This is a genomic window from Methylobacterium sp. Leaf113 (assembly GCF_001423325.1).
In the GTDB taxonomy this organism is placed as follows: domain Bacteria; phylum Pseudomonadota; class Alphaproteobacteria; order Rhizobiales; family Beijerinckiaceae; genus Methylobacterium.
Genome location: NZ_LMNJ01000036.1, coordinates 1 through 26,988 on the forward strand (window position 1 = coordinate 1; position 26,988 = coordinate 26,988).

The window sequence follows — 26,988 nt, forward strand, 5'->3', positions numbered from 1 at the left end:
GGAGCATGCCTCGCAATGGGCGGCGATCAATTCGATCGCGGCCAAGATCGGCTGCTCGGGCGAGACGCTCCGGAACTGGATCCGGCAGTCCGAGCGAGACAAGGGCGTGCGGGGCGGCCCGACCACGGACGAACGCGAGCGGATCAAGGCACTGGAGCGCGAGAACCGCGAGCTGCGTCAGGCCAACGAGATTCTCCGGAAGGCCAGCGCGTATTTTGCGATGGCGGAGCTCGACCGCCCTTTCAAACGATGAAGGCGTTCATCGACGAGCACCGCGATGCCTACGGGGTCGAGCCGATCTGCAAAGTGCTGCCGATCGCCCCGTCGACGTACCATGTCTATGCTGCGCGACGTGCCGATCCCGGGAAGCTACCGGCACGGGCCAAGAGCGACGCGGCGCTGATGGTCGAGATCCGGCGCGTGTTCGAGGCGAACTTCCACGTCTACGGGGTGCGCAAGGTCTGGCGGCAGCTCGGCCGGGACGGGATCGTGGTGGCTCGGTGCACCGTGGCGCGGCTGATGCGGGCGATGGGACTGAAGGGTGTCGTGCGGGGCAAGACGGTCCAGACGACGGTCCCCGATCCGGCAGCGGTCTGCCCGCTCGATCGGGTCAACCGCCAGTTCAAGGCACCGCGCCCGAACGCTTTGTGGGTCAGCGATTTCACCTACGTGGCGACCTGGTCTGGCTTCGTCTATGTGGCTTTCGTGATCGACGTCTTCGCCCGCCGCATCGTCGGCTGGCGGGTCTCTCGGACGGCTCACGCTGCCTTCGTGCTGGATGCCTTGGAGCAAGCCCTGCACGAGCGTCGTCCCGTACAGGGCGGTGGGCTCGTGCACCACAGCGACAGGGGCTCGCAATACCTTGCGCTGCGCTACACCGAGCGGCTCGCCCAGGCTGGTGTCGAGCCGTCCGTCGGCAGCGTTGGCGACTCCTAAGATAATGCCCTCGCGGAGACGATCAACGGCCTGTTCAAAGCCGAGGTGATCCATCGACGCGGCCCGTGGCGGTCTTTCGAGGCCGTCGAGTTCGCCACCCTCGAATGGGTCGACTGGTTCAACACCCGCCGCCTGCTCGAACCGATCGGGAATATCCCGCCCGCCGAGGCCGAAGCGCGCTACTNGGAGTTCGCCACCCTCGAATGGGTCGACTGGTTCAACACCCGCCGCCTGCTCGAACCGATCGGGAATATCCCGCCCGCCGAGGCCGAAGCGCGCTACTATGCCCAGGCCGAGGTCCAAGCCTTGGCGGCCTGACCCAAACCAAATGGCCTCCGGGAAACCCGGCGCGGTTCACCCGGCGCTTGTTAACATCACGAGGGCGGCCGGCAGAACGAGGTTGATCCGCATACGGGACTGCTTGAGGGGCGGCCGCCCCGTGAGGCGACCCTACTTCAGCAACGTCGCGAGGGAAGCGCCAGCGGGCGAGGAGAGCTCCTTGGCGTCGATGGTGCCCTCGGCATCCGGGTCGGCGGCCTTGAAGCGCGCGGCCACCACGGCGAGGTATTCTTTCTTGTCTAGGGTGCCGTCGGTATCTGGGTCGGCGGCCTTCATCTCCGCGGCCGTCATCAGGCCGGTAAGCTCCTTGGCGTCAAGCGTGCCGTCCTTGTCGGGGTCGAGCATGTCGAACTTCATGGACGCGGCGGCCTGGGCCTCCTTGAGGTCGATGGTGCCGTCCTTGTCGGGATCGAACGCCGCGACGGTGGCGGGGGCGGCGAACGCCGGGGCGGCGACACCGAGGGCGAGGACGGTGGCAAACAGGGCGGCAGGCAGGCGATAGGTCATCGAAGGATCTCCTTAGGTCAGCTTGAATCACAGTTTGCGACTTCAAGACGTCGTCGCGCGATAGCCTTCGGAGCAATTAATCGTGCCGAGTCGAGCCGCGCTTTCGCTGGCTATTGCCTAATCTATCCGGGAGAATCCGGCAAGCCAGACTTCCGATTTTTCTCGGAGCACGTGATTCCAGTGTGGTCGTAGATGCGTGCCAGTGCGGCTGCCGAGCCTGCCGCTAACGCAAAATGGCGCGGCCCTGGGCGCTGCGCTGTGCGCCGACGTAAAAGAGGTTCGGACGAGGCGTGTCGCATACCAAATCCGTTTGATCCCTTCAGGATGACGGACCTGGATTTAGGTCAAGCGCCGCGCGGACTGGCTGATACGGCGTACGCCTTCGGTGAAGGCCGCGGTCGCGATCGCGGCCTTCACCGAAGGCGTACGGCAGATGTGGCTCCGCTCCCGTTCAAGGTCGCGCCGCGCTCACGGATCAGCGCCTGCCCTCGGCTGAGTATCCGACTGTGCACTTGACGCTTAAACTAGTCAGGAAAAGCTGCTCCGAATTTAATCTTCTTGATCTGACAGCCACGCGGCCTTACCGATACAGGGCCACGTGTTAGTCGAATGTTGTAGAATACATCGGTTAGGTTGACAGATCGCGCTTTAAGCGACGTCAAGCGCCATGATCAGTGCTTCGCGGAAGCCCGTGAACTCTACCGTACGCCAGCGGTAGCATTGATAGAACCGAACGCGCCCGCTGGTTACGGCCTGCACCGGGATCACGAGATCGAAACCTGCGGTGCGGGCTATCGCCGTGTCCAGATGCGCTTCGATGTCTGGCCGCTCAACGGGGGCACCGATGCAGATCCGGCCTTGTCCGTTTTCTTCCCAGCGAGCTACCACGCAGAGAGCGGGGCCGAGCCTGCGCAGGAAGGCCCAGCCCTGACACCGAACGCGACGCGGGTCCTCCTCAGTAGAGAGCGTCACTACGTTGAGGTTCGGCGCCCGCCGGATCGTTTTGATGAAGCGGCGCCGGAAGGAGGCGGGCAGCGTCTCGGTTTCCCGGCAGCGGCCGGGCTGCTCGCGGATCTGGAGTCTGTCTGGTAGCAAGATCGCCGAACCATTGTCGCGGCCGGTGCGCAGAACAATCTCATAAGGGTAGGATTGCAGTCCGCTTAGTGCAGCCACGAAACGGAGCGTGCCGTCTGGAGCGGCGTGCGCCTCTGCGTCGAGCCGTAGCTTCGTGCCGTCGAGACCCTGAAGCCAGACTTGGACCGCCTCCGCTGGTGCGTTGGGCAGGCAGGCTTCGAAGGCCCATAGCTCCGCGGACGAGCCGAGGAGCACGCCGTCGCAGATAGGTAGGCTCTGCCGAATGCGCTTCGGTGAAGCCCCACGCGGCGCCGTTTCCGGGTCCTGGCCGGACTTCTGCACGGCTCGGAAGTGGCCAGCCCGCGCGACGTCGAGATCGCTGGCGGCGAAAATCCGCAGTAAGCCGCGGATGATAACGCGGTGGGTTGCCGTCACGTGGATCAGGTCCACCGCATGGCTTCCGAAGCTCAGACCAGTCAGGTCTACCTGTCCAGCGAAGCCAGCATCTTGAGCCGCGAAGGCTTGCAGGTGTTCCAGTACGTCCTGTCGGCTCTCGGTTCGCAGGGGAGCGTAGGAGGTGCTTACTCCATCGCTGAAGCGTAGGTAGGTCCGGTAAGGCCCCCGGCTCTCCGAGAGATGCATCCAGCCGCGCAAGGAGAGGCTTCGAAAGACAACGGCGTGTCCGCTTCGGTCCAGGCGGCGGCGCTGGTCAGTCCAGAGACCATCAAGGGCCCATGCAAGGGCCGGATGGCTCAGGGGACGCTCCAGAGCGGGCTTGGCTGCGTCCTCGTCCGGAAGGGTGTCGATGCAGGTAACCGCCGGGAAGGTGTCTGGAAAGCCGCTGCTATCCGGGACGCGGCTTCGGTCCCAGAGGACGTCGCTGCTCACCCAGGACGGCGCGTTCACCTGAAGGGCGAGATCGTCAAAAGACAGATCGTAGGTGTTCGGTCGTCGGTTTGGGATGCGGTCGTGTGGACAGGGCCGCTGGGCAATCAGGCTGGCATACAATTGGTGCAGGGCATCGAGATGCGCTTCCACCGATGGGAACACCTTGCGCCGAATGGTAGCGCGCAGATCTGCGAGGTGCTCCCGGTCGAAATGAAGGGCCAAGAGCTTGGCCCGGACAGCACCGGGATCGTGCGGCCGCACCCGAAAGCCATCAATTCCGTCGCTGATCCGTTCGGCGGGGGCACCGAGGTCGGTGACAATTGGAACGAGGCCGGCCTGCCACGCCTCCGTAAGCGCAATCAGGTAGGTCTCGGGCCAGATCGAGAGGTGAAGGGAGACATCGCAGCCCTGTAGTTGCGCAACGATACCGCGCTGCTCGTAGGCGCCATAGACTGTCACGCGCTCTGCCGGCAGGCCGCGCAGGCGGCCCGCATGATGGGGGCTAACCTGACCGTAGATCCGGAAATGGATAGGATAGGACTCGCAGGTCCGGATCAACTCGATGACGTCATCCCCGCCCTTGTGGTGAGTAAAGTTTCCGATCACCGCGACGACGAGGGGTTTTGGCGCATCCGCGCCAGGTCGCTCCTCGGGCACGGCGTAGGACGGCGTCGGGGTCAACATCGCGATCTCGGCGATGCGGTCGGACGTAACTTGTGGGTAAAAGGCTTGAAGGTAGGCGCCCGTAGCGGGTGTGCTGGTCACGAAGGCATCCACCGCACCGACCACATGCCCCAGGAACGCGTCACGGCGTGCCTTTGCCCCAGCGGGGTAGTTGTGACTGGCGGCGAGGCAGGCATCGCACTGATCGCGCCCGCGATAGGCCACGTCGCAGAAGCGCCCGTTGTGATCGAGCAGGAGCCATCGCTCGCAGATCAGGTAATGGTCGTGAAGGTGATAGACTACCGGCACGCCGCAGGCACGGGCGATGAGGGGCAGGCTCAAGGGCCAGTGCAGCAGGTGGTGGATATGAAGAAGGTCCACCCGATGCTCGAACAGGATGCGGGTGAACTGCCCCTCTACGATTGGATCGGTAAGTCGAGGCAAGCCGACGGGCCCACAGGGTAGGCTCAGCGCGACGCCCGGGCCCTCAAGGCGCATCTCCCACTCTTCGCCCCGGAACACCGGGAACAAGAACAGCAGGTCGTAGCGGTCTGCGAGTCCTGTGAGCGACTCCTGATAGACCTCGACGCCACCGCCCTCGCGTTGGCCCATCCGATTATGAGTGAGAATGAGCACGGTCTTCCGCGGGAGCGTTGCCAGTGTCCCCCCATCGAGGGGGGACACACGCCGTCGATACGCGGCGCTCCGCTCCAGCATCGTTGCAACGCGATGGTCGTAGAGGTGCTCGGCCAGCGTTCGGGCGCGCGCGGCACGAGCTTGGGCTAGACGCTTCTTGGGCGCCGCCAACATGCAGGCGATGGCGTCCGCCGCCTCGGTATCGTCCATGCAGAGCAGAAATTCCACGCCGGCGGTGTAATAGTCCCTTACCTCTGGCTCAGGCGAAACCATGACCTGAAAGCCACCAGCCAGGGCGGTCTCGAACAGGCGCGGCGGCGGCGTCGATCCGGCAGCCTGCTCGGCCGCGCTGCCTGTGAAGACGCGTGGTAGGGTGAGCACGACGCGACTGCGGTTCGCCAAACGGGCGAAATCGACGTTACCGCAGCGCCAATCCGTGGCAATCGAACGATCGTGAAGGTTGGGCGGGCCAAGGTGGACGTTCCAGGGCAGAGCGATCTTGACCCGCAGATCGGCGGGTAGGAGCCCCAAGATCGTGTTCAGGCTAGCGACCCGGTTGGGCCAGGCGGTTCCGACGAAGAGCAGGTCGTAGAGATAATGACGGTCGTCCCCGCCAACGGCAAAATCCTGGAAGAGCGGGCTCGCGGCCAGGGGCAGATGAACGGCGCGGCCCTCGTAGGCGGCAACGCTGCTGCGATCGTTGGTGAAGACGATGTCGAAGCAGTCGGAGAAGCGAACGTTCGACGAGCGCTCGTAGGGGTCCTCGGTCGTCCACAGGATGCTGAGCTGGGCCAGACGCGCAAGCCGGCCAAGCAGGGGCGCGTGCATCTTGGCCCCACCAAAGGCCAGGAAGGTGTCGAGTCCTTCCGTCACGAAGGTCGCAAGCGCGACGCCATGATGCGCGACGACCACCCGCGCCACGTCGGGATGACGCCGTAGAGCGTCTGCTATGGCTAGGGCGATGTAATGGTTGTGGGTCCGCGGCTCCGTGTCGAGGAGCAGGATCGAAAGGCCAGTCATACGCGTACCGATCCATGCGGCTCCATATGGGACCCTGCGAACAAGTCTCCCAAGCCCACGGGTGTGGCGCAGGTACGAAGGCCGCAGAGATCGAGAATACGCTCGGCCCGGCATGCGTAGGTGTGGTCTTGCAGGGCCCGCCGCTGCGCACGCTCGGCGATTGCGAGGATCGTGGCTGGCTCATCCTGTACTCGCTCGATAGCCCGCGCGATGTCGCGGGGGCTATCGATGAGGAGGATCTCCTGCTCCGGTTCGAAGACGTCGCAGATCTCTAGACCAGTAGTGAAGAAGAGCTGCGTCGAGCCCGACAACGCCACCTCGAAGGTACGCGGCCCTGGGGTCGCCTGTGGCAGGGCAAAGCGTCGGTTCGCAATGTCGAGGTCGCGGCCAATGTTCAACGTCAGCCAGGCGGCGGCGGCGTGGTCCGCCATCTCGTCCGCGGTCAGGCGTCGATTGCTCGCGCAGCGCAAATCGGCCGGCCAGTCGCACCCAAGAATTTCCACTGGGTGTCGGGACAGAAGCTCGTCCGCCTGTCGGAGCAGCGCAATGCGGTTCGGATAGGCAACACCACAGAAAAAGACTGCGATATCGCGCGGCAGGTCTGGACGGATGGGACGGAGGTGACGCGTTGGGGATGCGGCCAGCGGAAGATGATGCACTGAGCCGTGCCTGTAGTGGTGGGCTGCCCAGCCATCGTTTGAGAAGATGATGTCGGCGAGGATCTCCGCTTTGAAGGCGTAGTCAAATTCGTAGGGATCTTCGGTGAGCCAGAACGCGAGTTGCCCCCCGACGGCATCGACGGCCCGGCGCAGAGCACCAAGACCAGCTGCATCAGGCACGAGACTGCCAACTGCGATCACCAGCGTTGGGCGCAGGCGTTGCACCCGCTCACACGCCAGTTCCAGCGGTGCGTGAGCGACGGCGGCCGGTCCAACCCGATCTATCAGCCCCTCAATCAGATAAGATCTGATCGCAGGATTGACGTTGATTGCATCAGAGGTCGTACTTGTTACGAAAATACGGACTGTATCAGAATTGATATGCGGTGCGAAATTCATTCATTTCGCCTATCGGCGGCTGGCGTTGCGGGTGTTTGACTTCCTTCTTAGAGGAGTAATAACTTCAACTCCCAGAGTTGTCCATGAAACCTCATGTCAGCTCTATGCCCAGGAAAGATAGGCACCATAGGAATTGCCTTTCGGCAATGTGATCGGGATAAAGTGGCAATCCGTGGCGAGGAACGTGTGTCTAAACCGGCTCGTACCGGGCCTGCATCCGAGATGAGTTGCTTATACGACCTTACGGCAGCCAACATCCTGCTGCCTGTCGAGGATATGCTATCTGGGGACGTACTCCTGCTTGGATCGGTTGTGCAGAGTGTACGAGGTCGTGCATCGGAACTTGCGAACTCACTGACCTGCCACAGTCGAATGCCATCCGAGGCTGAGCCTCTTGACGCGTCCCCTGTCTACGACACGATCGTGGCCTTCGATCTCTTCACTATGTTGGACGTCCCAGGCCCGCAGGGTTTTATCCCAACGGACGATCCCGTTCTGCATTGGTTGCGCGCGATCCTGCAAAGCTTACGGTCAGGCGGTCGGCTGGTCCTGGCCTTGGAAAATGGGCCGGTGGACCAACGCCGTGCTTATGCTGCGCAGGACTTCTCATCGCATTCAAGCAGCCGGACGAGCGCCTGGACCCAACTGCGTCAGTTGCTGGAGGGAGCCGGCCTCGTGCACCAGCACTGGTGGTTTCCATTTCCAAATCATCGTGAGGCGCGCACCATCCTGTCCGAACATGGCCTGTCGCCGAATTCGGGGCTTGATGCTGGAGCTTTAGCCGGAGAAGCATCTGACGGGCGTAGGGCTTGGCGGCGCATCGCGGAGGCAGGTGACCTCGCGGATCGTGCACCAGCCGTGCTCGTTATAGCTTCAGCCGTTACGCTCCCAGCGGATCATCGTCTCGCCTTGCACATTGGCCATGAACGACGGCCGGAGTTTAATAAGGTCGCGACTATTTTGGCTCAGAAAGGAGGACCTCCGGTGGTCCTTCGTGTGCCGCGTCAACCCGGGCTGACGCGCAGCGCGGCCGGTATCACCAATCGATTTCCGGCTGAGGCCCTCGCGCCCGGCCAGCCCTGGCCCGAGACTTTAGAGGAAATTTTAGCTTGCAACGGCTGGACCGAGGCCGACGTAGCAACGTGGGCGGAACGATGGATCACCGCCCTCCGCGCCGAATTCCTGGATGCCAGTCCTGGCAACCTGGTGCCCGAGGTTGACACCCGCCTGCCTGGCCACGCTTTTGATGCCATTCCGCGCAACCTACTCGTCGATGGCGACCGGGCTACCTTCATCGACTTGGAATGGAACCTCGACACGCCCCTCGACTTCGGGCACCTGCTCGTACGCGGCCTCGTCGATACCTTCCTCACGACACCCATCACCGGATGGCCCGCACCAGAGATCGATCCGACCTACCTGACCTTGCTGCATGCAGCTACCGCCCCGCTTGGGGTCCATCTTTCCGATGCGGCCATCGCCGAGCGTCTCGACCGAGAAGCTCGTTTTCAGCAAGTCGTGAGCGGGCGTGAGACGAACCGCGACTTTGCTTGGCTCGCCTCAACGCACCCTGCGTCCCGCGCGCAGTTGCTGATGCACGCAAGGGGCCTCACCGATGAGGTTACAGCCCTGCAGACCGAACGGTCTGAACTTATCAATGCCTTTGAAGACGCGCGGGCGCGGACCGACCGCGTCATCGCCTATGCGGCGGAACGCGATCGCGAGGTGGAGCGTCTGGAGGCCGCGCTGGTACGGGCCGAGGCCAGTCTCGTGATGCCGCCACCGGAGCCTCTAGGCCCGGCCATTCGCCTCGGCCGGGCATTCCGAGGCTTGTTTCCCTCGAAGCGGACGTAGCGCGATGCGGCTCCTGGTTGCCTGCGATCACCTGGCCCTGACCGGAGGGTTGATGCGGTTCGAGCGCGTCGGGCAGATCCTGGCACGTTGGGGCGGCGAACTCGCGTTCCTAGTGCTAGGCGAGGGCGGCGAGCACCAGCCGGCTGGCTTCGCGAGCGCTCTCCGGCAACTGTCGCGCGAGGCCGCGCTGGACGAGACCTGGGACGCTGTCATGGTGCCGGGCGGCGGCTTTCCCGACGCCATTGTGGCGCGCTTCGCAACCCTGCGCCACCCGCGCTTGGGTCTGCGCGTCCAGCATTTTTTGAACGGTCCCGGCCGTCGTGATGCCTATCAACGCGTGACGCAGGCCCTCGAACCCGACCTCATCCTCGTCAACAATGCGCATTGGTCAGAGGCGGATTTGGCCGCGTTCGGCAGACCGTTCCATCAAGTCGTGGGCGGAGTCGACACGACCTTGTTCGCACCTTCCATTGTCCGGCCTCCACGCATCGGGCGATACCGCCTCGGCGCTATTGCGAACAAAAATCCGGGCGCCCTAGTGGGTGCTCTGCGAGAACTCGGCGCCGATTGGGAATTGCACTGGTTCGGGCATCCTGATCCGCGGGAGGCGCCGCCTCCAGACGATCTCCTGGTATCAGGACGGATCGTTCGGCACGGACCCCTGTTCGGAGAAGCGCTCGCCGACTTCTACGCCGGCCTCGATGTATTCTGCAGCGCCGAGCTCCAGGCAGGCTGGTGCAATCCGGCCGCCGAAGCTATGGCCAGCGGAACGCCCCTGGTCACCACCCCGCACGGCACACTTGCCTTCGCTGAGCACGACGTTACTGCCCAGGTAATTGATATCGCGACGGGTCCCGCCATCGCGGCCGCCGTGACGGCCATGCGGGCTGCCCCCGACCGTGCTGCACGATGCGCGCGTGCCGGGCGCACCCGCATCCGTGGCCTCACCTGGGAAGCCTATACAGCCGATCTCCTGGCGGCGATCCGAGGCGGGATCGCGGACGAGACTGGTCCAGCTTGGGCGACGACGCGCATTGAGGAGCTCGTGGTCGAGCATGGCCCTGTACCTGGGGACTTCGATCCTCCCGGATATATCCGTCTACACGCGGATCTTGCAGCCCTATTCGGGCGCCCCTGGCAGGGCGTATTGCACTACCTCGAACATGGACGTCGCGAAGGACGGCTCTATCCCTCAACGCGTAGTCGGGCCCAGGAGAAGACCGAGCAGACCTCGCGCATTGCCCTCGTCCTCGATGGGCTCGACGGCTCCGGCAAGTCCAGCATCGCCCGGGAGGTCGCACGACGGATTGGAGCAACGGTCCTAAATCCTTTTGGCGGTCAGATCGGCGGCCTTATGGTTCTCCTGGCCGGGCGGGGCGAGCACGCCCTGGCCGATGCTGTCGCACATGCAGCTGTGGCGCTCGCCCTTCGACACGCTCCCGACGGCCCAGTGGTCTTCGATCGCCATTGGTTCACCGCGTCCCAACTTCTCTCGCCGACCTATCGCGCCGGTTGGGCGCCCTACCCCCGCACGATCATGTGCTGGGCGGATCGGCCCACGACCGTGGCGCGAATGATCGCGCGGGGCGATGTCCACGCCCGCGAGCATATGAGTGTCGAGCGGGTTGAGACATACCGGCGCCTAGCGGAGGAACTCAGTCTTCCTCTACTCGACACCTCACACATTTCTGCGGCGGCAGCCGCCGACCTGATTATAGAGAAAATGTAAAATGATATCAGGCGTTCAGGTATTTAGCTAAGCCTTGAAAGGGAAAGCGAGGCCGGGAAGAACAGCTGCCTCGTCGAGTTTTACGCGGATGGTAAGACGGGCTGGATCACTAAGTCAGTTCCGACAACCAAGGGTTAAGGCACTACAGCCGTCGAGGCTGATCCGGCATCAGGCGCAGAGTACGGGCTGTTGTGGTGGAGAGGAAGCCATCCGCGAGGCTGGCCTCCTCGCTGTCGTCGCACAGCGCCTGAACTTGTCGGAGCGCATCGTCAGCGATCTGCGTAAGTACCACGTAGAAGATGCGTGCGGGTCGGTCGGATACGCTACCAACCTTGCTCACCTGTACAAGGTACGCGACGCGCTTGCACTTCGCCATGATTTCCAGTGCGATGGGGTGGGTTGAGGATCGTCCCCTATCGTACGAAGGAGTCCATGCCCATGCTGAGCAACAGCCAGAGTCTGTTTGCCACCCATCAAGGTTATAGGTCTTCGTCCGTCAAGATGCCGGAAAGCAGGTCCTCTCAGCGCCTGCTAGGGCTCAATAGCAACCTAAACGATATGTCGGTAATTCGATCGTTTTCCTTGCATGCCGGCCGTTGGCTTGTCCTAGCTTAGGTAATTTCGCAGCGGTCATACTTCCAGCAGGGCTGCCGAATACAATTATATCGATAGCTCTTTAACGGTGTAAATTCATATCAAATCGGGATAACAAATCTAAGACAAACAAAACATTGCGCAATATGTATTAAATTAATTTTAAATCGCCTGAGATCTTAAGGATAGTCATTGAATTGCTAATTTATAAGATATTTCAAATTGAGGACCTATTCCATCTAGAAGCAATGTTGAATGAATATTCTGGAAGAAAATGTTTTATGATCTGTTTTGTCGGAATAATTTTTCATTATTGATATAGTATTCTATGACACGATTGTGAGTATAGTTTTTTTAAATTTGCGTTAGAAATTCAAAATGATCGTATATAGGCATAAATAGTCAGCTAAACTTAATTTGATACTTATGAAATATCTGAATGAGTATCATATTTGGTGTAGCATTCTATGTATGCTCCGTGTAATTTGGAGCTTAAATAAATAATGACTTATGCAAATTCATCACGTTCACAATATACGGCTGGTACTGCAAGCGCGGACCGGATCGACGTATCGTCACGCGGGACGCGCTCGCAACTGATCGCCGGCCGGGATGGTGATGACATCATCATCGGTGCGTCAGGCAACGACACGATCAATGGTGGCGGTGGCGATGATACCATCACTGGCGGGCTCGGCGTCGACACCCTAACAGGCGATCAATGGTGGCGGTGGCGATGATACCATCACTGGCGGGCTCGGCGTCGACACCCTAACAGGCGGGGCCGGGGCGGACTTCTTTGTGTTCAGCAAGGCAGATTTGGCCGGCACGGCCATGTTGACGGGAACGGCCCTCAACCGCATCACTGACTTCCAAGGAGCCGGCGCTTCGGGCGGAGATACGCTAGTCTTTCAAGGCTTTGCCACAGACGCCAGCGTGATTGAGATCAGCCGACAGGGTACGCTGCACACCTACGAGATCCACGAGAATGGCGCGACGGTCGGTCGCTTCAACGCTGTCCATAGTGGAAGTGCGCTTACATCCGACGATCTTGTCTTCGAAGAAGACACAGAAACGCCCGTCGTGGTTGCGCCGCCCGCTGAGACGGGCGAGACAGCTCGCACGAGTGCCACACCGACCCACACGATCAAGGCCAACAATGCCGTCCAGGCCCTCAGCGGCACGGCCGGGCACGACGACATCTGGGGCTGGAACAAGGGTGGTGCGGTTCTGAAGGGCGGTGCCGGCGACGACACCTATCGGCGCGAGGCTGGAACTCGTCCACGGGGGCGGAGTGCCACACCGACCCACACGATCAAGGCCAACAATGGCGTCCAGGCCCTCAGCGGCACGGCCGGGCACGACGACATCTGGGGCTGGAACAAGGGTGGTGCGGTTCTGAAGGGCGGTGCCGGCGACGACACCTATCACATCTGGCAATCGAGCGATCAGGTCGTCGAAGCGCCTGGCGGCGGCGTCGATACCGTCATCATCGCTTGGCGCGACTACACTCTGCCCGACAACGTCGAGAACCTGAGCTTCAGCAACGCCAAGAGCGGCACCGGCAACAGCCTCAACAACGTCCTCATTGGCGATGGTGGGGCTCAGACCCTCAACGGCAAGGCCGGCAATGACATCCTGACCGGCCGCGGCGGGGCGGATATCTTCGTCATCGCCAAGGGCGAGGGCAGCGACGTCATCACCGACTTCGCCTCCGGCGTCGACAAGGTCCGTCTCGAGGGGGTCAACCTGCACAGCTTCGCCGAGCTGAAGATGGCGGCCAGTCAGGTGGGTTCGAATACCGTCATCGCGCTCGGTGGCGGCGAAACGCTGACCTTGCAGAACGTGGCGCTCACGAACCTCAAGGCCGGCGACTTCGCCCTGCCAGCGGACCCATCGCATCCGGGCATGAGCTTGAGCTTCTCCGACGAGTTCAACGCCCTCAGCGCTTCGGCTAATGGCAACGGCACGGTGTGGAAGAGCGCGCTGGGCATCGGCAGTGAGTACCGCACCCTGGGGTCCAACAACGAGGCGCAGTATTACTCCGACAAATCCGTCGGCACGAACCCGTTCTCGGTCTCGAACGGCGTCCTCAGCATCACGGCGGCCCCGGATCACGACGGCAACCCGTTGGACTTGGCCTACACCTCGGGTGTGCTCACCACGGCCAAGTCGTTCGCCCAGACCTACGGCTACTTCGAAATCCGTGCCGAGCTACCGGCAGGCCAGGGCATGTGGCCGGCCTTTTGGATGCTGAACGCCGACGGCACTGGTACGACCGAACTCGACGTCATGGAGTTCCTAGGCCACGACAAGGACACCGCCTACGCATCGGTGCACTCCACGGTCGCCGGCCAGAGGCTGACCAGTACGCCGGTGCAGACGGCAGATTTGACGGAAGGTTTCCACACCTTCGGGGTCGATTGGCAGAAAGACACGCTGGAATGGTACATCGACGGCGCGAAAGTCGCCGAGCTGGCCACCCCCGCAGATATGCACAAGCCGATGTACATGCTGGTCAACCTGGCAGTGGGTGACACCGGCAGCTGGCCGGGCAAGTACGACGCTTCTATGCCGACCACGCAGCTGAACGTCGACTACGTCCGAGTTTGGGCCAACGACGACCTTCTGTAGANACCGGCCAGCTGGCCGGGCAAGTACGACGCTTCTATGCCGACCACGCAGCTGAACGTCGACTACGTCCGAGTTTGGGCCAACGACGACCTTCTGTAGACCCAAATCGTTCGGTTGAACCTTCAACACGCATCAGCCCGGCAGTTTCATTGACTGCCGGGTTTTCTATGCTTCGTCATCTTATTCGTCCTCGAAACTATGCCTGGTATTTGTCGGTAAAACGACGGTATTCCCGACATCGTTCGTTCGTGAAGCGTTTGCAAGGCATGGCATTCACCCTCTTTCAGGGTTCGGGATACCCAAGAAGCTCGCGCTCAGCGCGGACCAGTATGCTGGGTCAGGGTCAAGTACGTAATCCAAACGGATGAATTCAGCAGAAAATACGTATCGGTATACTTGTACGTTGACGCGCCTCTTTGAGATTATTAACGAATCGTTATGAGCGGCTGAAAGCAAGTCCGCCATTGAGCATTAACAGTTCCGCTAGTTTCAGCATACGGCACCACGTCTTGGTTTGGTGCACTGGGAGGATATACAATGGCAACGGTCGATGGTCAGACGGTCGCTCCTGATGCTCATGGAAAAATCCAGGGTAACGGCGGTGATGTAGATAAGATGGCTGGCGATTCGGGCAACAATCAGCTTCAGGGTCATGCCGATTTCAATCAGTACTACGGTGGCGCTGGAAACGATACCTTCGTCCTGGCTGCTAAATACGGTCAGACCACCGACGCTGCAACGCGTGATTTCTCCAAGCTCGCGACCTACATCACCGATTTCCACGGTGCTGATGGCGATGTTGCGAACTCCGGCAACTTTGGTGAGCACGACTTCATCAATCTCAGCGGATTCGGAGAGGGCTCGCAGGTCAAGATGGTTGGCGAAGCTGCCACTCAAGCTAATTCCGGCGCTGCGAAGGTGTACTATTACTCCATCTTCGACACGCACACCGGGGACCACTACAACTTTGCCGTCAACTCGTTAAATGGCAAGGCTCTTGGCGAGCACGATTTCAACTTCTATGCCTCATCGTCCGCCGATCACGGCCTGTTCGTGGCCTAAACCAAGCTTTAGCAGCCCTTGAATTTGAAGGCTGCGAAGGACTTCAGAGGCGGCGCTTGCGCCGCCTTTTTGCTTGGTAGGTCTGTATTCTGACATCGCAGCGGTTTGGGTCGTCCACACCATCAGGCCCCTACGAAAAAAGGCGACGCTACCCTTGAGGATAGCGTCACCTCGATCCGATCGCCTCCGCTAGGATAGAAGCGACATGAGGCTGAGCTTCATGTCACTGGCCGGCCGGCTTGGTAGCGGGAGCCGGTGTAACAGGGGCACTTGGCGCTGGAGTGGGCGCTGTAGGCGCTGGAACGGTAGCCGCCGGCGGGTTTGCGGCGTTGGTTTTCTCGGCCTTCTTGTCGTCATTACAAGCGCCAAGCGCGAGCAAGCCGATGAGGGGTAGAAGGTTTCGCATACGCATGAGCGTTCCTCATTACGTGATGTCGAGTCTCTAACGGCCACCAGTAACGCGATGTCGGCAGAAACGGTTCAGAACATCGAGTAAGACGTCTGTTAGGCATCATTCAGAATTGGTATGCCAACAACTCCAGCCTGCAATTTCCGAAATCTCCTAAGCACGCTAGCTCGCGGGGGGAGACAAGCGGGGCAATATGAGCACGGACCTTCAGCAACGGTGGTCGAAGCCGGCACAGCTCAGGCTCATTAGGGAGGAACGTGCCACTACAGTGGCCAGTCCCTCTCTACCTGAGCCTGTCCGAGATCACCTCGGACGCCAGCTCCAGGACCTTTATGCGTCTCTTCCAGGAGAAGAGCAGCCACCGTCGCTCCTGGATCTGATCGCACGGTTGAATGAGGTACTTACCGCCCAGAGCACTACCGCTGCGACGGCGTTCCGGGACGACCTACTCGCTGCCCTGCCGGAACTGCGCGCCTTTGCCCTTTCGCTCGTGCTCAATCCCACCCGCGCGGATGACCTTGTGCAGGAGACGCTGCTGAAGGCTTGGAAGAGCCAAGATCGCTTCGAGCCGGGCAGCAACCTCAAGGCTTGGCTTTTCACCATTCTGCGCAATCAGTTCTACACCGAGTGCCGCAAGGCCAAACGCGAGGTGGAGGATGCAGATGGAGCTGCCGCCGCGCAGTTGATCACGCTCCCCTCTCAAGAGCATGGGATCGAGTTGAAGAAGGTCTGGGCTATTCTGGCTAAGCTGCCTGCCTCTCAGCGTGAGGCCCTGCTGCTCGTGGCGGGCCAAGGCATGACCTACGAGGCCGCAGCTGTCGTGCTCGGTACGCAGACGGGCACCATGAAGAGCCGGGTCAGTCGCGCACGGGCATTCCTAGCCGATGCGATTGGGGTAGTTGCGGAGCGAGCGACAGCCTGAGGTGTCGTTCTGCACGGCCTTCGTGAATCCCCTCGTGTTTAGCCCGGGTAGGTAGGCCGATGGCTCAGACGGTTACCTACAGCATCGTTGATCAGCCGGATGGGCGGTTTGATCTCGTCGTGCGTCTTGGCTCAGGCCCGCTTCATGCTCGCGCCGGGTTCCTGACGCTTGCCGAGGTCGAGGACGAACTGGTGTTCTTACAGGTGCTGATGACCGCCTTTGGGGCTCCGGTCGTGCGTGCGGCTGGCTCTGAGTGTAAATTGTAAGGTTGCTTTCGTTGCGAACGGATACCGCGAAAGCCTGCTTGTTTCCGTCTTGAGGGATCGCACCCTCGGCGATCTCCAGGCCGCGCCTTCATCACTTTGTGGCGGATAGCGCAGATACCAGGAGACGGCCTGGACGATCAGGGCCGCCTCGTCGTACAGGCCCTTGAAGTCAGCCTTGGAGCGCTGCTTCAGCTTGGTGGCGATAGCGGACAGGACCATGGGCTGGCTCCAAGGCGGAGGCGGCAAGCTGGTCAGGGATGGCTCACGATCCCGTGAACGAAGGCGCGTTCGCGTTTGCGACAGAGCCTATGAGGTCTGTGCGCCTTGTAAGACCATGCGCTAGGTCTAGTAGCCGCAATCGTTTCTTGCCAGTTGTTAATGTCTTTTCTAAAAATATTGCGGTAGCCGGGATAATTGCACATCTCAGTACAAATTTTCGGCAACCCTTTCACCTGCTCCGGCATATAGAATTGCCGGAGCAGGTTGCTCATCGTCAGCCAAGAACATCCGAATGCGCATACACGAAGGCACTAGGCGGGGTATTCTGAACTGGCAGCAGCGCATTGCTCAGCGCCGATCACATCGGTGGGCGAAATGGGTGTTAAGCTCTAGACACCCATCTCCTCCGGTCTCATTTGCTGAGGATTTCCAAGAAGACGATATATCACCCTTTGACGTGATCTACATGAATCGCGCAGCAAGAGCCCGGCACGAGGGTGTAGGGCGCATGAGACAACAGCCTCCTTGTAGCTTTGAGCGCTCAGGCAGCCTTCTTGCGACCCTTCCCTTTGCGCTGCTCTTCATCGATGCGTTCGGCAATCCTGCCGAGGCCGATCGACTTGGCCAGCTTCGAGCGTATGGCGGCGTAGGACGGGGCGACCATCGGGTAGTCGGCCGGTAGGCCGTAGCGCTGACGGTAGCTCTGGGGATTAAGACCGTGGCCCGTCAGGTGACGCTTCAGGGTCTTGTAGCTCTTGCCGTCGAGGAAGCTGACGATGCCGTCCGGCGTCAAGGACTTCCGGATCTGAGCAGCAGTCGGCCTTTCGACCTCAGCTTCTTTGGACGCCTGTGCCGCACCGCTAGCAAGGCTGCCGAGTGCCGTGTGGATGGAGCGGATCAGGTCCGGCAGATCGGTTGGCCGAATTGAGTTGTTGGACACGTAAGCGGAGGTGTATNTGGCTAGCAAGGCTGCCGAGTGCCGTGTGGATGGAGCGGATCAGGTCCGGCAGATCGGTTGGCCGAATTGAGTTGTTGGACACGTAAGCGGAGGTGATATCGGCAGCGAGTCCGAGGAAACCGAGCACTTGACTTTCAGAGATTTCAGACATTCAAATTCCGTTCTTATTCTAACGGTACGAATATTATCATACAAAACTCAATTCTCAAAATAACGGAACCGTCACCATCGTACTACTTGAATTATATTTACAATTCAAATTTATAAGATTGTTTCATAGGCGCGGTAATTCCGGCGTTGGACTGCGTATGCGATCGATGATTTCGCCATTGTCGAGCCAAGCCGTGACTGCCTGGAGCCTCCCGAAGATATGGTCAATCTTGCTAAATGGATGCGGTCGCTTCTCGGATGGCGGATCATCCAGCAACTCGGCATGCCAGATAGGGGCGCCGCCATCGATTGAGGCCGCACGCACCACACTGCCGACGATCTCGCCGTTGAGGATGAGATCGTAGCTGCCGGGGGCGAGGCGGTGAAGCGTGTATGTCATCGGCCGCCCAGGAGCTTCCTTCAATGTGAACCACGCCGCACTACCGCCGCTTCCGGCCGCTCCTGTTCGTCGTGGGCCTCGTCGAACAACCGGATGGCCGTGGTGGCTGACGCTTTCCAGCACGCCTTGGACCTGGAGACGACGCTACAGCCTGTATCGGCCGCGATCCTGACACCGATCCCGCCGAGGCCGTCACGGCGCTTCGTGGGTCACGGCGAACCCGGATCGAACGTCATCGCCCTCCGGGTCGGTTAAGGCCATCGAATCAGGAGATCGAGACGGTTGAGACGACGTTCACCAGTCCGATAGGATGTAGACGCCTTTCGCGTCTGGTCGCTGGGGAAAGCTCATGCCGTCGACATCACAGGGATCATCGAGCGGGGTGCGTACGATGGGACCAAGATACTGGACCGCCTACTTCGAGGCGATTGCCGCTGGGTCGCTACTGTCGAAGCCGCACACAGCACGTCGCAGAGCCGGAGATGCGGCGCGTGACTGTCCTTATCCCGACATCGCGGCGGCGGGATTGGCGAAGGTAAAGGCCGCGATCCAGGCGCAGGCGGGGCTCACCTCTTAGCGTTCCGCCCCGCCTGCCATGCACCAGACGCTGAGGATGCCTGATGTCTTAAAAACGATCGTTTTCCCGACATTGCGAAACCGACACCCCGACATTGGCCTCATGCAAGCAGGGTTGTGTCAGGAAAATATGACCGGATTTCTATTGCGGATTAAACGTGCCTGAATCACTATCCCGACATGCTCGTCGGATATGCTCGCGTCTCCACCTTCGACCAGAACCTCGACCTGCAGCGTGATGCGCTGACCAAGGCCGGCTGCGAACGCCTGTTCGAGGAGAAAAAGTCCGGCAAAGCTGGGACCAAGCGTCCCGAGTTCGAAGCAGCACTCGCCTATCTCCGGCCGACCGACGTGCTGGTGGTCTGGAAGCTCGATCGGCTCGGTCGCTCGCTCGTTGAGATGATGCGCACCATCGACTCGCTTCGCGTGAAAGATGTCCACTTCCGCTCCCTCACCGAGCAGTTCGACAGCGACACGGCGCATGGACGCTTTGCCCTGCAGATGCACGGCGCCATGGCCGAGTACTTCCTCGACCTCAACCGCGAGCGGACGATGGAGGGCCTGAAGGCGGCCCTGGCGCGCGGTCGCAAAGGAGGACGGCCCAAGAAGCTCACGGAAGCCGACATCGAGGTGGGTCGCGCCCTGTTGCACTCGGGCACGATCTCGATCGCGGCCATCGCCAAGCGCCTTGGGGTGAGCCGGGACACCTTCTACAGCTACTTCCCCCAGGCGAGAGCTCGCAGCCAAGCCGCCGCAGCTGCAGCAGCACAGCGGGACTGACGCGCATGCCGATCCGGCGCGAGCACCGCTTCTTCTACCCCATCGACTGGCCCCAGCTCTCGGCCGTGATCCGCTTCCAGCGGGCGAAGGGGCGCTGCGAGGTCTGTGCCCGCCCACATGGGCAGACCGTATTCCATCTCGGCGACGGTCGCTGGTGGGACGCAGAGGTTGTCTCCTGGCGCGATGGGACCGGGCACTTCATCTGTCTGGCGATCGGAGCCGACGACATCCTCGGGCGTGTCCGGACCACGCGCGTGGTCCTGGCAACCGGGCACCGCGACCATGACACGGCCAACAACGGACCCAAGAACCTCGCCGCCTTTTGTCAGCGCTGCCACATGAACCACGATCGACCGGAACATCAGCGCCGACGCTGGTATACCTTGTTCAGGCGCAAAGCTTTGGGGGATCTTTTCGGTGGTCCCTATCCGCGCTTTTGAGGTTCTCCTGGTCGGACCTCGGCGTTAATCCGGCTCACTACGTGCTGAGCGGCACGTCAAGAATGAGAATGACACCCCATCTTAGCTTCAGACAGAGAGAAACGGGCCAACGACTTGGTTCGTCCTGTAATGGAGTTGATAAGCCACAATGAAGACCCGTATCGCCGCCCTCGCCACCGCGCTTGTCCTTGGCGTTGCTCCGATCTCGTCCGCGATGGCTTACGACAGCCCCTCCCGCTACACGGCGTTCGCACCCTACGATGTCGAGACCACGGGCTCGGTCAACGAGGTGCGCCGTCCCCCGGCCTATCTCGGCTGCCCGATGAGTTCGGCTGCTGAGGGCAATGCCAACCAGCAGAATTTCCCCACCCAGCAATACGGTCAGACCTCCGGCGGAAACCGCTGCTGATCGGGGAGCACGAGGATCGCCCCATGCTGCTGAAAGGCTTTTCCTACGCGATGATCGCAGCCTTTGCCGGAGGCCTTGCTTTCACCATCGTCGGCTCGGCTCACGCTTTCCTGAGCCTGTAAGGGCCCAGCCGCACTGATCCGACTTTGAGACCCGCCCGGCCACCGCCGCGGCGGGTCTTCTGCTGCGTGTAAGGGTTAACCACCCGTAAACGAATTGGTAGGCATATCGAAATTCAACCGCTCTGGTGCGCCCGAGCCACACTTCCAAAGGGCCTGAGACATGATCACGGTGACCTTCATCGGCATGATGACCGCAGCTCTGACCGCTGCGGTAGCCGGAGCAATCAGTGATCCAGGCGCTCGATAAGAACCCAACCGCCAGAGATCCGAAATTTTGACGGTCCGGCGAAAGCCGCAAGTCGAAACACTTATGTGACCGCCACGATACGGCGGACGTTTCTCGTGCATTGAGGCGCTAGAGGCCCTCACATTGGCACAGTTGGCCGATCAAAAAGACGCCGCACGCCTGTTCCTGGTCCCGTCTAATGTCACTCACTCGCTCCGTCTTACGCCATCACCGCGAGGTCGCCGCGGTCGTGGCCACCTACGGGATGTTTCTAGGTGGTATCTTGGTGCTTGCCTGGGCGATGGCCTGACCTTCGGCTGCTGGTGGCAGGACGGCAAGAGGCCCGAATGGATAGGCTTGCCGCGGTGATGAGCTGCCTGGACTGATGCCGGCGTTGTAGGCGGCGCGCTCAGTCGGGTTCAACGCAGAGCACCTCGGGATCATCGGTCTGAGGCTGCCTGAACGGAATGGCCGCGCTTCTGTCAGTATCGGTTCAGCGGTTGGGGCGCAGCCTATGGTTTCTCCGGTCAGCTGAGGCTGAGATCGGACGCCAACAGGGTTCAGGTCATGACGCGCGTGAAGGTGCTGAGAATAGCTGCTGTGGTGGTTGCTGGGCTCGGCTTAGCGACGTCGGCCAAGGCCGCTGACCTCTCGTTCGATCCCTTCGAACAAGGCCGCGGTGATACTGTGGTCGAGTTCGTCGCTGGAGGCTGCGGCCCTGGCTTCCATCCCAATCCATGGGGCCGCTGCCGTCCGAATGACCGCGGCTACGGCTATGGTGGACCACGCCGGTTCTACGAGGGACGGCCCTACGGCTACGGAGACAGTTATGGCCGCCGCGGCAGCTATGAGTACGATCGCCCTCGGCGGTTCTACGACGGCTACTGAGGACGTCACGGCTGGCGCGCCCCTGACAGCCAGCCGTTCAAGCCTGCCTATGCCTTGTCGATGATATTTTCGCGCCGCTCCGCGCCATCAGGAGCGGCTTCCATGGCCTCGCGCCCACCAGCCTCTGCAGCCTCCTCGGCGTTGCGACGGATCGCGGCCTGGAATGCCTTCACAGCCGGGCCAGCAGTCGACTGTTCCTCAACGGCTGCAACGAGGCTCTGCATGGCTTCCGCGATCGGCACGATGGCCTGCCGTCACGGCAGGGCAGGCGCTGCTTCGGGTCCAAGAGGCGCCGCGGAGATGAGTACGGTCGTTCGCGGTCGGATCATGGGTCGTGCTCCTCCACTCGAAATCTTGGTTTGATGCATGAGTGCGAAACGGCACGTCATTCCGACTGAGACAGGCCTAGATCAAGGTCATTGAACAAGTCACGGCCAGCCGCCTTTCGACGGAGACCGCGCAAACCCAAGTGGATTGTGCCATGAACACTCGTATTGCTTCTGCTGTTGCTGCTGTCGTCCTGAGCGTGAGCGCGATTGCTTCGCCCGCTTTGGCCCAGAGCTACACCGCTCCCGCTGGCATCCCTGCCGTGACGGCCCCTGGTGGCCTTGAGGGCCGCAGCTACGACGACATCACCACCGGCTCTATCGGTTATGGTCGTGGCCACGACAGCGCCCAGGAAGGCAACGCCAGTCAGCCGAACTTTGTGGTTCAGCAGTACGGCCAAACCGCAGGTGGCCCCCGGCGCTAAGCCTTCACACCTTTGAGACGACCGGCGGCGGGGCGAAAGCCTCGCCGTTTTCGTGTCTGGGCTCATGTTGCTTTCCCCCTGGCGCGCCATGTTACAGCGGCTTTATGCGCGAGAGCGACGACCTCCTCGATCCAAACTGCATCTGCGTTGGTGACACGGACGGAGCGCTCGAACGCCTTGAGGCGAACCCGCTCGGCCTTGGTTAGGAAGCGACCTCCGAACGCCTTTGGGATCGTCCAGTCGAGGGTGAGAGTGTAGCCGGCGGCCCGGCTCCAGGGCTCAACACGCTGTGTATCCCACAGGCGCATCCCCGGCCGGCTGCAAGATGCGGAAGGGTCGATGTCTCTGAAGGCGGACGACGAGGAGCGTTTCGGCGCAGCCGACATGGTGGCCTCAAGAAGCGGAGCTTGGATAGCTCCTGCGAGATCGTGCCAGTCCAACCCCGCTACGGTGAGTGTCCGACCGATGGCACGAGCCGTCGCGACCACCTCTCCATCATGCTCGCTGGCAAGGTGGGGCAGGAGCTTGGCGAGGCGGTCCAGGGTAGCCGCTGGGATCTTGGGAGAAGCCACGTGTGTGATCCAGAATACAATTTAGACGCCGATCGGCACGCTAAGCGCCTGATCCAAAACGAAGCCGGTGGGTCCCTTTTGGGATGCAGATCACAAGCTGAGATGTGCAGGGGCGGGAAGTGACGCAGGGTTCACCCGGCCTTGGTCACGCCGTGCCTGCATGACATGGCAACGACATGCTGGAACAAATAAAGCCAACTTACCGAGTCGTAACGCGGCGCTGTTCACTGAACGAATATCGCTATAGGTGGCTACTTCTCTCGTCCGAGAGCGCACACAAGATCCGCGCGCCGGACTCCTATGAAACTGAGGCTGAAGCCCAGAAATTGGGTGAGATAGAAGCTTCGTTTCTGAACGAGCAGGACTTCCCTGCGCTATGACTTAGCTGAGCCCACATTATCGTCGCCAAGCTGGCCTACAGCTTGCAAAAGCCAAGGCGTCCTCGGGACCATCCAGGCTCAGGAAGGAGCACTCATGGCCTTCGCGTGCACAATCCCCGCCGTGGCTACTATCCAACAGGAAGATGCAACCCTACGGATTACACGCTGGGACTTCGAGCCTGGTGCGGTCACCGGGTGGCATGAGCACGGATGGCCCTATTTCGTCGTGATGCTGATGGCTGGCATACTGAGGGTTCACGACGGAGATCAGGTCACTGACACCTCGTTGGCAGCAGGACAAGCCTACAGCCGACCTGCCGGCATTCGACACGATGTGATGAATGGATCCGATCACCCTATCGCGTTCATCGAGATCGAGGTGAAGCGCGCGGAAGCCCTGATAGGGCTCGCCAAGTAAGAATGTTAAGCAGCTACAAAGCGCAAAACTCGGCAGTCTTCAGTTTATTTACGTTTTGAGCAGCAAGCCACTCAATGACTAAGCTTGCTAGTTTGGTTTTGACCGCGACACGCGCTTCTTCAAACGTTGCAAAGCTGCTGCCAGAGAATCTTCGTGGACCACCTTTTTGATTGATGAGCCAGATGAAGCGGTCAGTTCCATCCTTGGAATTTGCGAGATGAACGCTGAAGGGGTGGGATTGGCTTTTTAAAGAAGGCATGACCAGTCGTTACCAGATAAGGCTGCGGGCACATAATCAGGGTCGACATTTGAGGCAATGAAGTCGCACCTTGCGACCCCCGCCCCCCGTTCGCATAGGCGCGGTTATGGCTGGGATCGCGATTTTGTTAGCACTCGTCGGCTAGGAGGCGGCTTTGGGATCACATGACGTGATGGGGGCGACCACGTTGGATGCGTACAGCCGCGACGAGTGGAAAATGTACTTCGACGCCGTAGCCGTGGGCCTTGTCGCAAAGCCCCACACAGCGCGGCGGCGGGCGCGGGACATGGCGAAGCTCTGCCCTTACGCTGACATCGCCGAAGCCGGGCTTTCCAAGGTTAAAGCCGCGATTGAAGCCCACGTCGATATGGTCGGCCCAAAAGACCGTTCTCAATGGCATTAGCGGGCTGCTGACGGGCTTGGGCGTGATTTAGCGGGCCTGTTGCAAGCTTGGGTATGGGGCGCAGAAAGGCCTCTACCTCCCCATTTTCAGGCTTTGTTCGCCTGTGGAAGTCCGAAGCAGACCGCGAGCAATCGGTTCTGCTCGCGCACGGTCCATGCGCCGGCAAAGCCGAAGCCCTTGCGCAGCCCGAGCATGGCCTCGAAGCCCTGGATCGTGCGCCGCGCCGTGTTGAACGAGCGGAAGCCGCCCACCCGCGGCATCGGCCGCTTCACCCTGAAGTGGTCGCTCTCGATCCCCTGCTGCAGATGCTTGGTGACGGAGTGGATCGGCGTTCCCGGCAGCAGGCCCGCCTTCCGGCTCTCGGCGATGGCCGGCGGGTCGGTGCCGGCGCCATCCGTGCCGATGCGGTCTGGGGCGAGCAACGGCTCGGACGAAAGCATCTTGCGAAAGAAGCGCTTGGCCGCATCGAGATCGCGGTTGGCGGTCAGCAGGACGTCGACCGGATTGCCGTGCTTATCGACGGCCCGGTAGAGGTAGCGCCACTCACCGCGCACCTTGATGTCCGTTTCGTCGATCCGGACCGAGCCGCAGTGCGGTCTGCGGAACTGCGGCAACCGCTTCTCGATCAGCGGCGCGTAGGCCACGACCCAGCGGTTCAGGGTGCTGTGATCGATCTCCAGGCCACGCTCCTCAGAACAACTCCTCGATGTCGCGGTCGCTCAGCGGATAGAGTAGATACCATGAGACGGCCTGCACGATCAGGGCCGCCTCGTGGTGCCGGCCCTTGAAGTCAGCCTTGGAGCGCTGCTTCAGCTTGGCGGCGATAGCGGACAGCATCATGGGCGGCCTCCGAAAACGGAGGCGCCATGCAGGCCGTAGGGTCAACGTCGGGTAAACGACCGCACACTCGCGTTTGCGACAGACCCCTCGGGTCTGCTTCGGACTTCAGACGGTTAACAAAACCCGAAAACGCGGCAAATCGGCCTCTGCTGCGGCTCACGGCACGGTTTGCGACAAGCTCCTTTTCCCTGTGCTCACGACCGTTGCTACGATGAGCCTCGGCTGAACCTTAACGGTTTGTTGCCAATGCCCGTTCAGGATGCCTCAACTTTTGGAGAATCCTGGCCATGCGCGTGCTGCTGATCGAGGACGACGCCTCCGTCTCCGCGAGCATCGAGCTGATGCTCAAATCCGAGAGCTTCAACACCTACACCACGGATCTGGGTGAGGAGGGGATCGATCTCGGCAAGCTCTACGACTACGACATCATCCTATTGGATCTGACGCTGCCCGATATCTCAGGCTACGAGGTGCTGCGATCCTTGCGTGCCTCGAAGATCAAGACCCCCATTCTGATCCTGTCGGGCATGGCCGGTATCGAGGACAAAGTGAAGGGTCTCGGCTTTGGCGCCGACGACTACCTCACGAAGCCCTTCCACAAGGACGAGCTCGTCGCGCGCATTCAGGCGATCGTGCGTCGCTCGAAGGGTCACGCCCAGTCGGTGATCACCACCGGCGATCTTGCCGTGAACCTCGACGAGAAGACGGCCATCATTGCGGGTCACCGCGTGCATCTCACAGGCAAAGAGTACCAGATCCTGGAGCTTCTGGCTCTGCGGAAGGGCACGACGCTGACCAAGGAAATGTTCCTCAACCACCTCTACGGCGGCATGGACGAGCCCGAGCTGAAAATCATCGACGTGTTCATCTGCAAGCTACGCAAGAAGCTGGCGAACGCTTCAGGCGGCAAGAACTACATTGAGACCGTCTGGGGCCGCGGTTATGTACTCCACGACGGAGTATCAGAGCTGCAGGCCTTAGCTGGCTGAAAGTATCGGGTACAGGATCAGCGCTCCCATCATTCGTAGCTGAGCAATGCCGCTTCTTTCGGCTTGCGGAAATTTGCAGGAGGATGCTGTCTGGCGACAGATCTGTCCTTTCTGGTCCTCGGATAGATCAATACGAACTGACAGCCTGCGGCTTCATGCCTTGCAGGCTGTTTTTTTTGGAACCAAGTCGTTCTTCGTGGGTTATTGCGGTCCAAAATAATATGGTAAGTAAAAACCTAACGCATTCTTTGGCGATCGAGAGCTTCATCAATCTGTTCTAGGTGTTGCACGCCTGCACTAGTGGTGAGGTCTACCTTGTCGGTAAGTTCCGATCACACCGCACCGAGAGTGCGCATCTGATTTCCCCGGCAGACAGACCATGATCAAGAAGCTCATCCTCGCCAGCGCTGCTACGGCTCTTCTCGCCGGCGCCGCCTCTGCAGCCGACCTTCCGCGTCGCCAGGCTCCGCCGCCGGTGTTCGTGCCGGTGCCGGTGTTCACCTGGACGGGCTTCTACGCCGGTTTCAACGCCGGTTACGGCTTCGACGCCTCCAGCCGCGACACCAACGTCTACAACAACGTGTTCCCGAACCTCGTGCGTGGCCCGAACGGCCTCG

22 protein-coding genes, 6 pseudogenes and 1 other annotated feature are annotated in these 26,988 nt (G+C 60.8%); of the genes and pseudogenes, 17 read left to right on the top strand and 11 right to left on the bottom strand.

Features of this window, described 5'->3' with window-relative positions; genetic code table 11:
• Together ASF60_RS23965 and ASF60_RS25795 are read left to right on the top strand one after the other, a co-directional pair.
• Positions 1 to 1,120: pseudogene (locus ASF60_RS23965) on the top strand (IS3 family transposase); the annotation flags it as partial.
• Positions 208 to 324: a sequence feature (AL1L pseudoknot), on the top strand. It overlaps the preceding pseudogene by 117 nt.
• Position 1,121: 1 nt before the next feature.
• Positions 1,122 to 1,254 (top strand): annotated as a pseudogene (locus ASF60_RS25795) (IS3 family transposase); the annotation flags it as partial.
• 132 nt (positions 1,255 to 1,386) lie between these two features.
• On the opposite strand, the gene ASF60_RS17950 reads toward ASF60_RS25795, so the two are convergent.
• The 3 genes from ASF60_RS17950 to ASF60_RS17960 all read right to left on the bottom strand — a co-directional run bounded on the left by ASF60_RS17950 (position 1,387) and on the right by ASF60_RS17960 (position 7,121).
• Positions 1,387 to 1,782, bottom strand: coding sequence for a calcium-binding protein (locus ASF60_RS17950; RefSeq protein WP_056188172.1), 396 nt, complete (start codon positions 1,780 to 1,782; stop codon positions 1,387 to 1,389).
• Between the two features lie 648 nt (positions 1,783 to 2,430).
• Positions 2,431 to 6,063, bottom strand: a complete 3,633-nt coding sequence (locus ASF60_RS17955) for a glycosyltransferase family protein (RefSeq protein ID WP_056188175.1) — start codon at positions 6,061 to 6,063, stop codon at positions 2,431 to 2,433.
• Positions 6,060 to 7,121 (bottom strand): CgeB family protein, encoded by a 1,062-nt coding sequence (locus ASF60_RS17960; protein ID WP_082508056.1) that lies wholly within the window; start codon positions 7,119 to 7,121, stop codon positions 6,060 to 6,062. Before ASF60_RS17960 ends, ASF60_RS17955 begins: the two co-directional genes overlap by 4 nt.
• Positions 7,122 to 7,544: 423 nt before the next feature.
• Here ASF60_RS17960 and ASF60_RS24695 point away from each other — a divergent pair, with 423 nt between their 5' ends.
• Positions 7,545 to 8,975 carry a hypothetical protein gene (locus tag ASF60_RS24695; RefSeq protein WP_156634262.1) on the top strand — a complete coding sequence of 477 codons (1,431 nt, stop codon included), beginning with the start codon at positions 7,545 to 7,547 and terminating at the stop codon, positions 8,973 to 8,975.
• Positions 8,976 to 8,979: 4 nt separating this feature from the next.
• The gene (locus ASF60_RS17970; protein ID WP_056188181.1) at positions 8,980 to 10,704 is read left to right on the top strand and encodes a glycosyltransferase; all 1,725 of its coding nucleotides are present in this window, start codon (positions 8,980 to 8,982) and stop codon (positions 10,702 to 10,704) included.
• Between the two features lie 142 nt (positions 10,705 to 10,846).
• Here ASF60_RS17970 and ASF60_RS17975 read toward each other — a convergent pair whose 3' ends face one another.
• Positions 10,847 to 11,080, bottom strand: a complete 234-nt coding sequence (locus ASF60_RS17975) for a hypothetical protein (protein WP_056188184.1) — start codon at positions 11,078 to 11,080, stop codon at positions 10,847 to 10,849.
• A 721-nt stretch (positions 11,081 to 11,801) separates the two neighbouring features.
• Here ASF60_RS17975 and ASF60_RS24700 point away from each other — a divergent pair.
• The 4 genes from ASF60_RS24700 to ASF60_RS17990 all read left to right on the top strand — a co-directional run bounded on the left by ASF60_RS24700 (position 11,802) and on the right by ASF60_RS17990 (position 16,325).
• A complete protein-coding gene (locus ASF60_RS24700; protein WP_200941001.1) occupies positions 11,802 to 12,038 on the top strand; it encodes a hypothetical protein in 237 nt (78 codons plus the stop codon).
• A 343-nt stretch (positions 12,039 to 12,381) separates the two neighbouring features.
• Positions 12,382 to 13,932: a family 16 glycosylhydrolase gene (locus ASF60_RS25210; RefSeq protein ID WP_056188187.1), complete on the top strand. Its 1,551-nt coding sequence runs from the start codon at positions 12,382 to 12,384 to the stop codon at positions 13,930 to 13,932.
• A 537-nt stretch (positions 13,933 to 14,469) separates the two neighbouring features.
• Positions 14,470 to 14,994, top strand: coding sequence for a hypothetical protein (locus ASF60_RS17985; RefSeq protein WP_156376082.1), 525 nt, complete (start codon positions 14,470 to 14,472; stop codon positions 14,992 to 14,994).
• Between the two features lie 602 nt (positions 14,995 to 15,596).
• A complete protein-coding gene (locus ASF60_RS17990; RefSeq protein ID WP_082508059.1) occupies positions 15,597 to 16,325 on the top strand; it encodes a sigma-70 family RNA polymerase sigma factor in 729 nt (242 codons plus the stop codon).
• A gap of 368 nt (positions 16,326 to 16,693) precedes the next feature.
• Here ASF60_RS17990 and ASF60_RS23975 read toward each other — a convergent pair.
• The 4 genes and pseudogenes from ASF60_RS23975 to ASF60_RS18005 form a co-directional block, all read right to left on the bottom strand.
• A pseudogene (locus ASF60_RS23975) lies at positions 16,694 to 16,810 on the bottom strand (IS6 family transposase); the annotation flags it as partial.
• Positions 16,811 to 17,351: 541 nt separating this feature from the next.
• Positions 17,352 to 17,766, bottom strand: a 415-nt coding sequence (locus ASF60_RS18000; protein WP_244478493.1) for a MucR family transcriptional regulator, incomplete at its 5' end; no start/stop codon positions are given.
• Between the two features lies 1 nt (position 17,767).
• Positions 17,768 to 17,919: pseudogene (locus ASF60_RS26280) on the bottom strand (MucR family transcriptional regulator); the annotation flags it as partial.
• A gap of 123 nt (positions 17,920 to 18,042) precedes the next feature.
• Positions 18,043 to 18,318 carry a hypothetical protein gene (locus ASF60_RS18005; protein WP_056188198.1) on the bottom strand — a complete coding sequence of 92 codons (276 nt, stop codon included), beginning with the start codon at positions 18,316 to 18,318 and terminating at the stop codon, positions 18,043 to 18,045.
• A 756-nt stretch (positions 18,319 to 19,074) separates the two neighbouring features.
• Here ASF60_RS18005 and ASF60_RS18010 point away from each other — a divergent pair.
• From ASF60_RS18010 to ASF60_RS23985, 4 genes are all read left to right on the top strand, one after another.
• The gene (locus ASF60_RS18010; protein ID WP_056188202.1) at positions 19,075 to 19,674 is read left to right on the top strand and encodes a recombinase family protein; all 600 of its coding nucleotides are present in this window, start codon (positions 19,075 to 19,077) and stop codon (positions 19,672 to 19,674) included.
• Between the two features lie 5 nt (positions 19,675 to 19,679).
• Positions 19,680 to 20,114 (top strand): hypothetical protein, encoded by a 435-nt coding sequence (locus ASF60_RS18015; RefSeq protein WP_056188205.1) that lies wholly within the window; start codon positions 19,680 to 19,682, stop codon positions 20,112 to 20,114.
• A 148-nt stretch (positions 20,115 to 20,262) separates the two neighbouring features.
• On the top strand, positions 20,263 to 20,523 hold the full coding sequence (locus tag ASF60_RS18020) for a hypothetical protein (protein ID WP_056188208.1): 261 nt from the start codon (positions 20,263 to 20,265) through the stop codon (positions 20,521 to 20,523).
• A gap of 915 nt (positions 20,524 to 21,438) precedes the next feature.
• Complete coding sequence (locus ASF60_RS23985; RefSeq protein ID WP_082508061.1) at positions 21,439 to 21,759, top strand: GCG_CRPN prefix-to-repeats domain-containing protein; 321 nt, start codon at positions 21,439 to 21,441, stop codon at positions 21,757 to 21,759.
• Positions 21,760 to 21,806: 47 nt separating this feature from the next.
• Here ASF60_RS23985 and ASF60_RS24710 read toward each other — a convergent pair whose 3' ends face one another.
• The gene (locus ASF60_RS24710) at positions 21,807 to 21,983 is read right to left on the bottom strand and encodes a hypothetical protein (protein ID WP_156634264.1); all 177 of its coding nucleotides are present in this window, start codon (positions 21,981 to 21,983) and stop codon (positions 21,807 to 21,809) included.
• Between the two features lie 257 nt (positions 21,984 to 22,240).
• Here ASF60_RS24710 and ASF60_RS23990 point away from each other — a divergent pair, with 257 nt between their 5' ends.
• Together ASF60_RS23990 and ASF60_RS18030 are read left to right on the top strand one after the other, a co-directional pair.
• Positions 22,241 to 22,510 (top strand): hypothetical protein, encoded by a 270-nt coding sequence (locus ASF60_RS23990; protein ID WP_082503868.1) that lies wholly within the window; start codon positions 22,241 to 22,243, stop codon positions 22,508 to 22,510.
• Positions 22,511 to 23,556: 1,046 nt separating this feature from the next.
• Entirely contained in the window at positions 23,557 to 23,880 is a 324-nt protein-coding gene (locus ASF60_RS18030; RefSeq protein ID WP_056188215.1) for a cupin domain-containing protein, read from the top strand.
• A 13-nt stretch (positions 23,881 to 23,893) separates the two neighbouring features.
• Here ASF60_RS18030 and ASF60_RS24715 read toward each other — a convergent pair whose 3' ends face one another.
• Complete coding sequence (locus ASF60_RS24715; RefSeq protein WP_156634266.1) at positions 23,894 to 24,139, bottom strand: hypothetical protein; 246 nt, start codon at positions 24,137 to 24,139, stop codon at positions 23,894 to 23,896.
• A 169-nt stretch (positions 24,140 to 24,308) separates the two neighbouring features.
• Here ASF60_RS24715 and ASF60_RS18035 point away from each other — a divergent pair, with 169 nt between their 5' ends.
• Positions 24,309 to 24,542, top strand: a complete 234-nt coding sequence (locus ASF60_RS18035; protein WP_156376096.1) for a hypothetical protein — start codon at positions 24,309 to 24,311, stop codon at positions 24,540 to 24,542.
• An 86-nt stretch (positions 24,543 to 24,628) separates the two neighbouring features.
• Here ASF60_RS18035 and ASF60_RS18040 read toward each other — a convergent pair.
• A pseudogene (locus tag ASF60_RS18040) lies at positions 24,629 to 25,382 on the bottom strand (IS6 family transposase).
• A 287-nt stretch (positions 25,383 to 25,669) separates the two neighbouring features.
• On the opposite strand from ASF60_RS18040, the gene ctrA reads away from it, so the two are divergent.
• Both ctrA and ASF60_RS18050 read left to right on the top strand, forming a co-directional pair.
• A complete protein-coding gene (gene ctrA, locus ASF60_RS18045; RefSeq protein ID WP_056188220.1) occupies positions 25,670 to 26,371 on the top strand; it encodes a response regulator transcription factor CtrA in 702 nt (233 codons plus the stop codon).
• Positions 26,372 to 26,750: 379 nt separating this feature from the next.
• A pseudogene (locus ASF60_RS18050) lies at positions 26,751 to 26,988 on the top strand (porin family protein); the annotation flags it as partial.

What these genes read in the sequence shown, in the direction of transcription:
- ASF60_RS17950 (WP_056188172.1), bottom strand. Translation starts at nt 1,782, where the DNA reads ATGACCTATCGCCTGCCTGCCGCCCTGTTTGCCACCGTCCTCGCCCTC.
- ASF60_RS17955 (WP_056188175.1), bottom strand. Translation starts at nt 6,063, where the DNA reads ATGACTGGCCTTTCGATCCTGCTCCTCGACACGGAGCCGCGGACCCAC.
- ASF60_RS17960 (WP_082508056.1), bottom strand. Translation starts at nt 7,121, where the DNA reads ATGAATTTCGCACCGCATATCAATTCTGATACAGTCCGTATTTTCGTA.
- ASF60_RS17970 (WP_056188181.1), top strand. Translation starts at nt 8,980, where the DNA reads ATGCGGCTCCTGGTTGCCTGCGATCACCTGGCCCTGACCGGAGGGTTG.
- ASF60_RS17975 (WP_056188184.1), bottom strand. Translation starts at nt 11,080, where the DNA reads ATGGCGAAGTGCAAGCGCGTCGCGTACCTTGTACAGGTGAGCAAGGTT.
- ASF60_RS24700 (WP_200941001.1), top strand. Translation starts at nt 11,802, where the DNA reads ATGACTTATGCAAATTCATCACGTTCACAATATACGGCTGGTACTGCA.
- ASF60_RS17985 (WP_156376082.1), top strand. Translation starts at nt 14,470, where the DNA reads ATGGCAACGGTCGATGGTCAGACGGTCGCTCCTGATGCTCATGGAAAA.
- ASF60_RS17990 (WP_082508059.1), top strand. Translation starts at nt 15,597, where the DNA reads ATGAGCACGGACCTTCAGCAACGGTGGTCGAAGCCGGCACAGCTCAGG.
- ASF60_RS18005 (WP_056188198.1), bottom strand. Translation starts at nt 18,318, where the DNA reads ATGACATACACGCTTCACCGCCTCGCCCCCGGCAGCTACGATCTCATC.
- ASF60_RS18010 (WP_056188202.1), top strand. Translation starts at nt 19,075, where the DNA reads ATGCTCGTCGGATATGCTCGCGTCTCCACCTTCGACCAGAACCTCGAC.
- ASF60_RS18015 (WP_056188205.1), top strand. Translation starts at nt 19,680, where the DNA reads ATGCCGATCCGGCGCGAGCACCGCTTCTTCTACCCCATCGACTGGCCC.
- ASF60_RS18020 (WP_056188208.1), top strand. Translation starts at nt 20,263, where the DNA reads ATGAAGACCCGTATCGCCGCCCTCGCCACCGCGCTTGTCCTTGGCGTT.
- ASF60_RS23985 (WP_082508061.1), top strand. Translation starts at nt 21,439, where the DNA reads ATGACGCGCGTGAAGGTGCTGAGAATAGCTGCTGTGGTGGTTGCTGGG.
- ASF60_RS24710 (WP_156634264.1), bottom strand. Translation starts at nt 21,983, where the DNA reads ATGCAGAGCCTCGTTGCAGCCGTTGAGGAACAGTCGACTGCTGGCCCG.
- ASF60_RS23990 (WP_082503868.1), top strand. Translation starts at nt 22,241, where the DNA reads ATGAACACTCGTATTGCTTCTGCTGTTGCTGCTGTCGTCCTGAGCGTG.
- ASF60_RS18030 (WP_056188215.1), top strand. Translation starts at nt 23,557, where the DNA reads ATGGCCTTCGCGTGCACAATCCCCGCCGTGGCTACTATCCAACAGGAA.
- ASF60_RS24715 (WP_156634266.1), bottom strand. Translation starts at nt 24,139, where the DNA reads ATGCCTTCTTTAAAAAGCCAATCCCACCCCTTCAGCGTTCATCTCGCA.
- ctrA (WP_056188220.1), top strand. Translation starts at nt 25,670, where the DNA reads ATGCGCGTGCTGCTGATCGAGGACGACGCCTCCGTCTCCGCGAGCATC.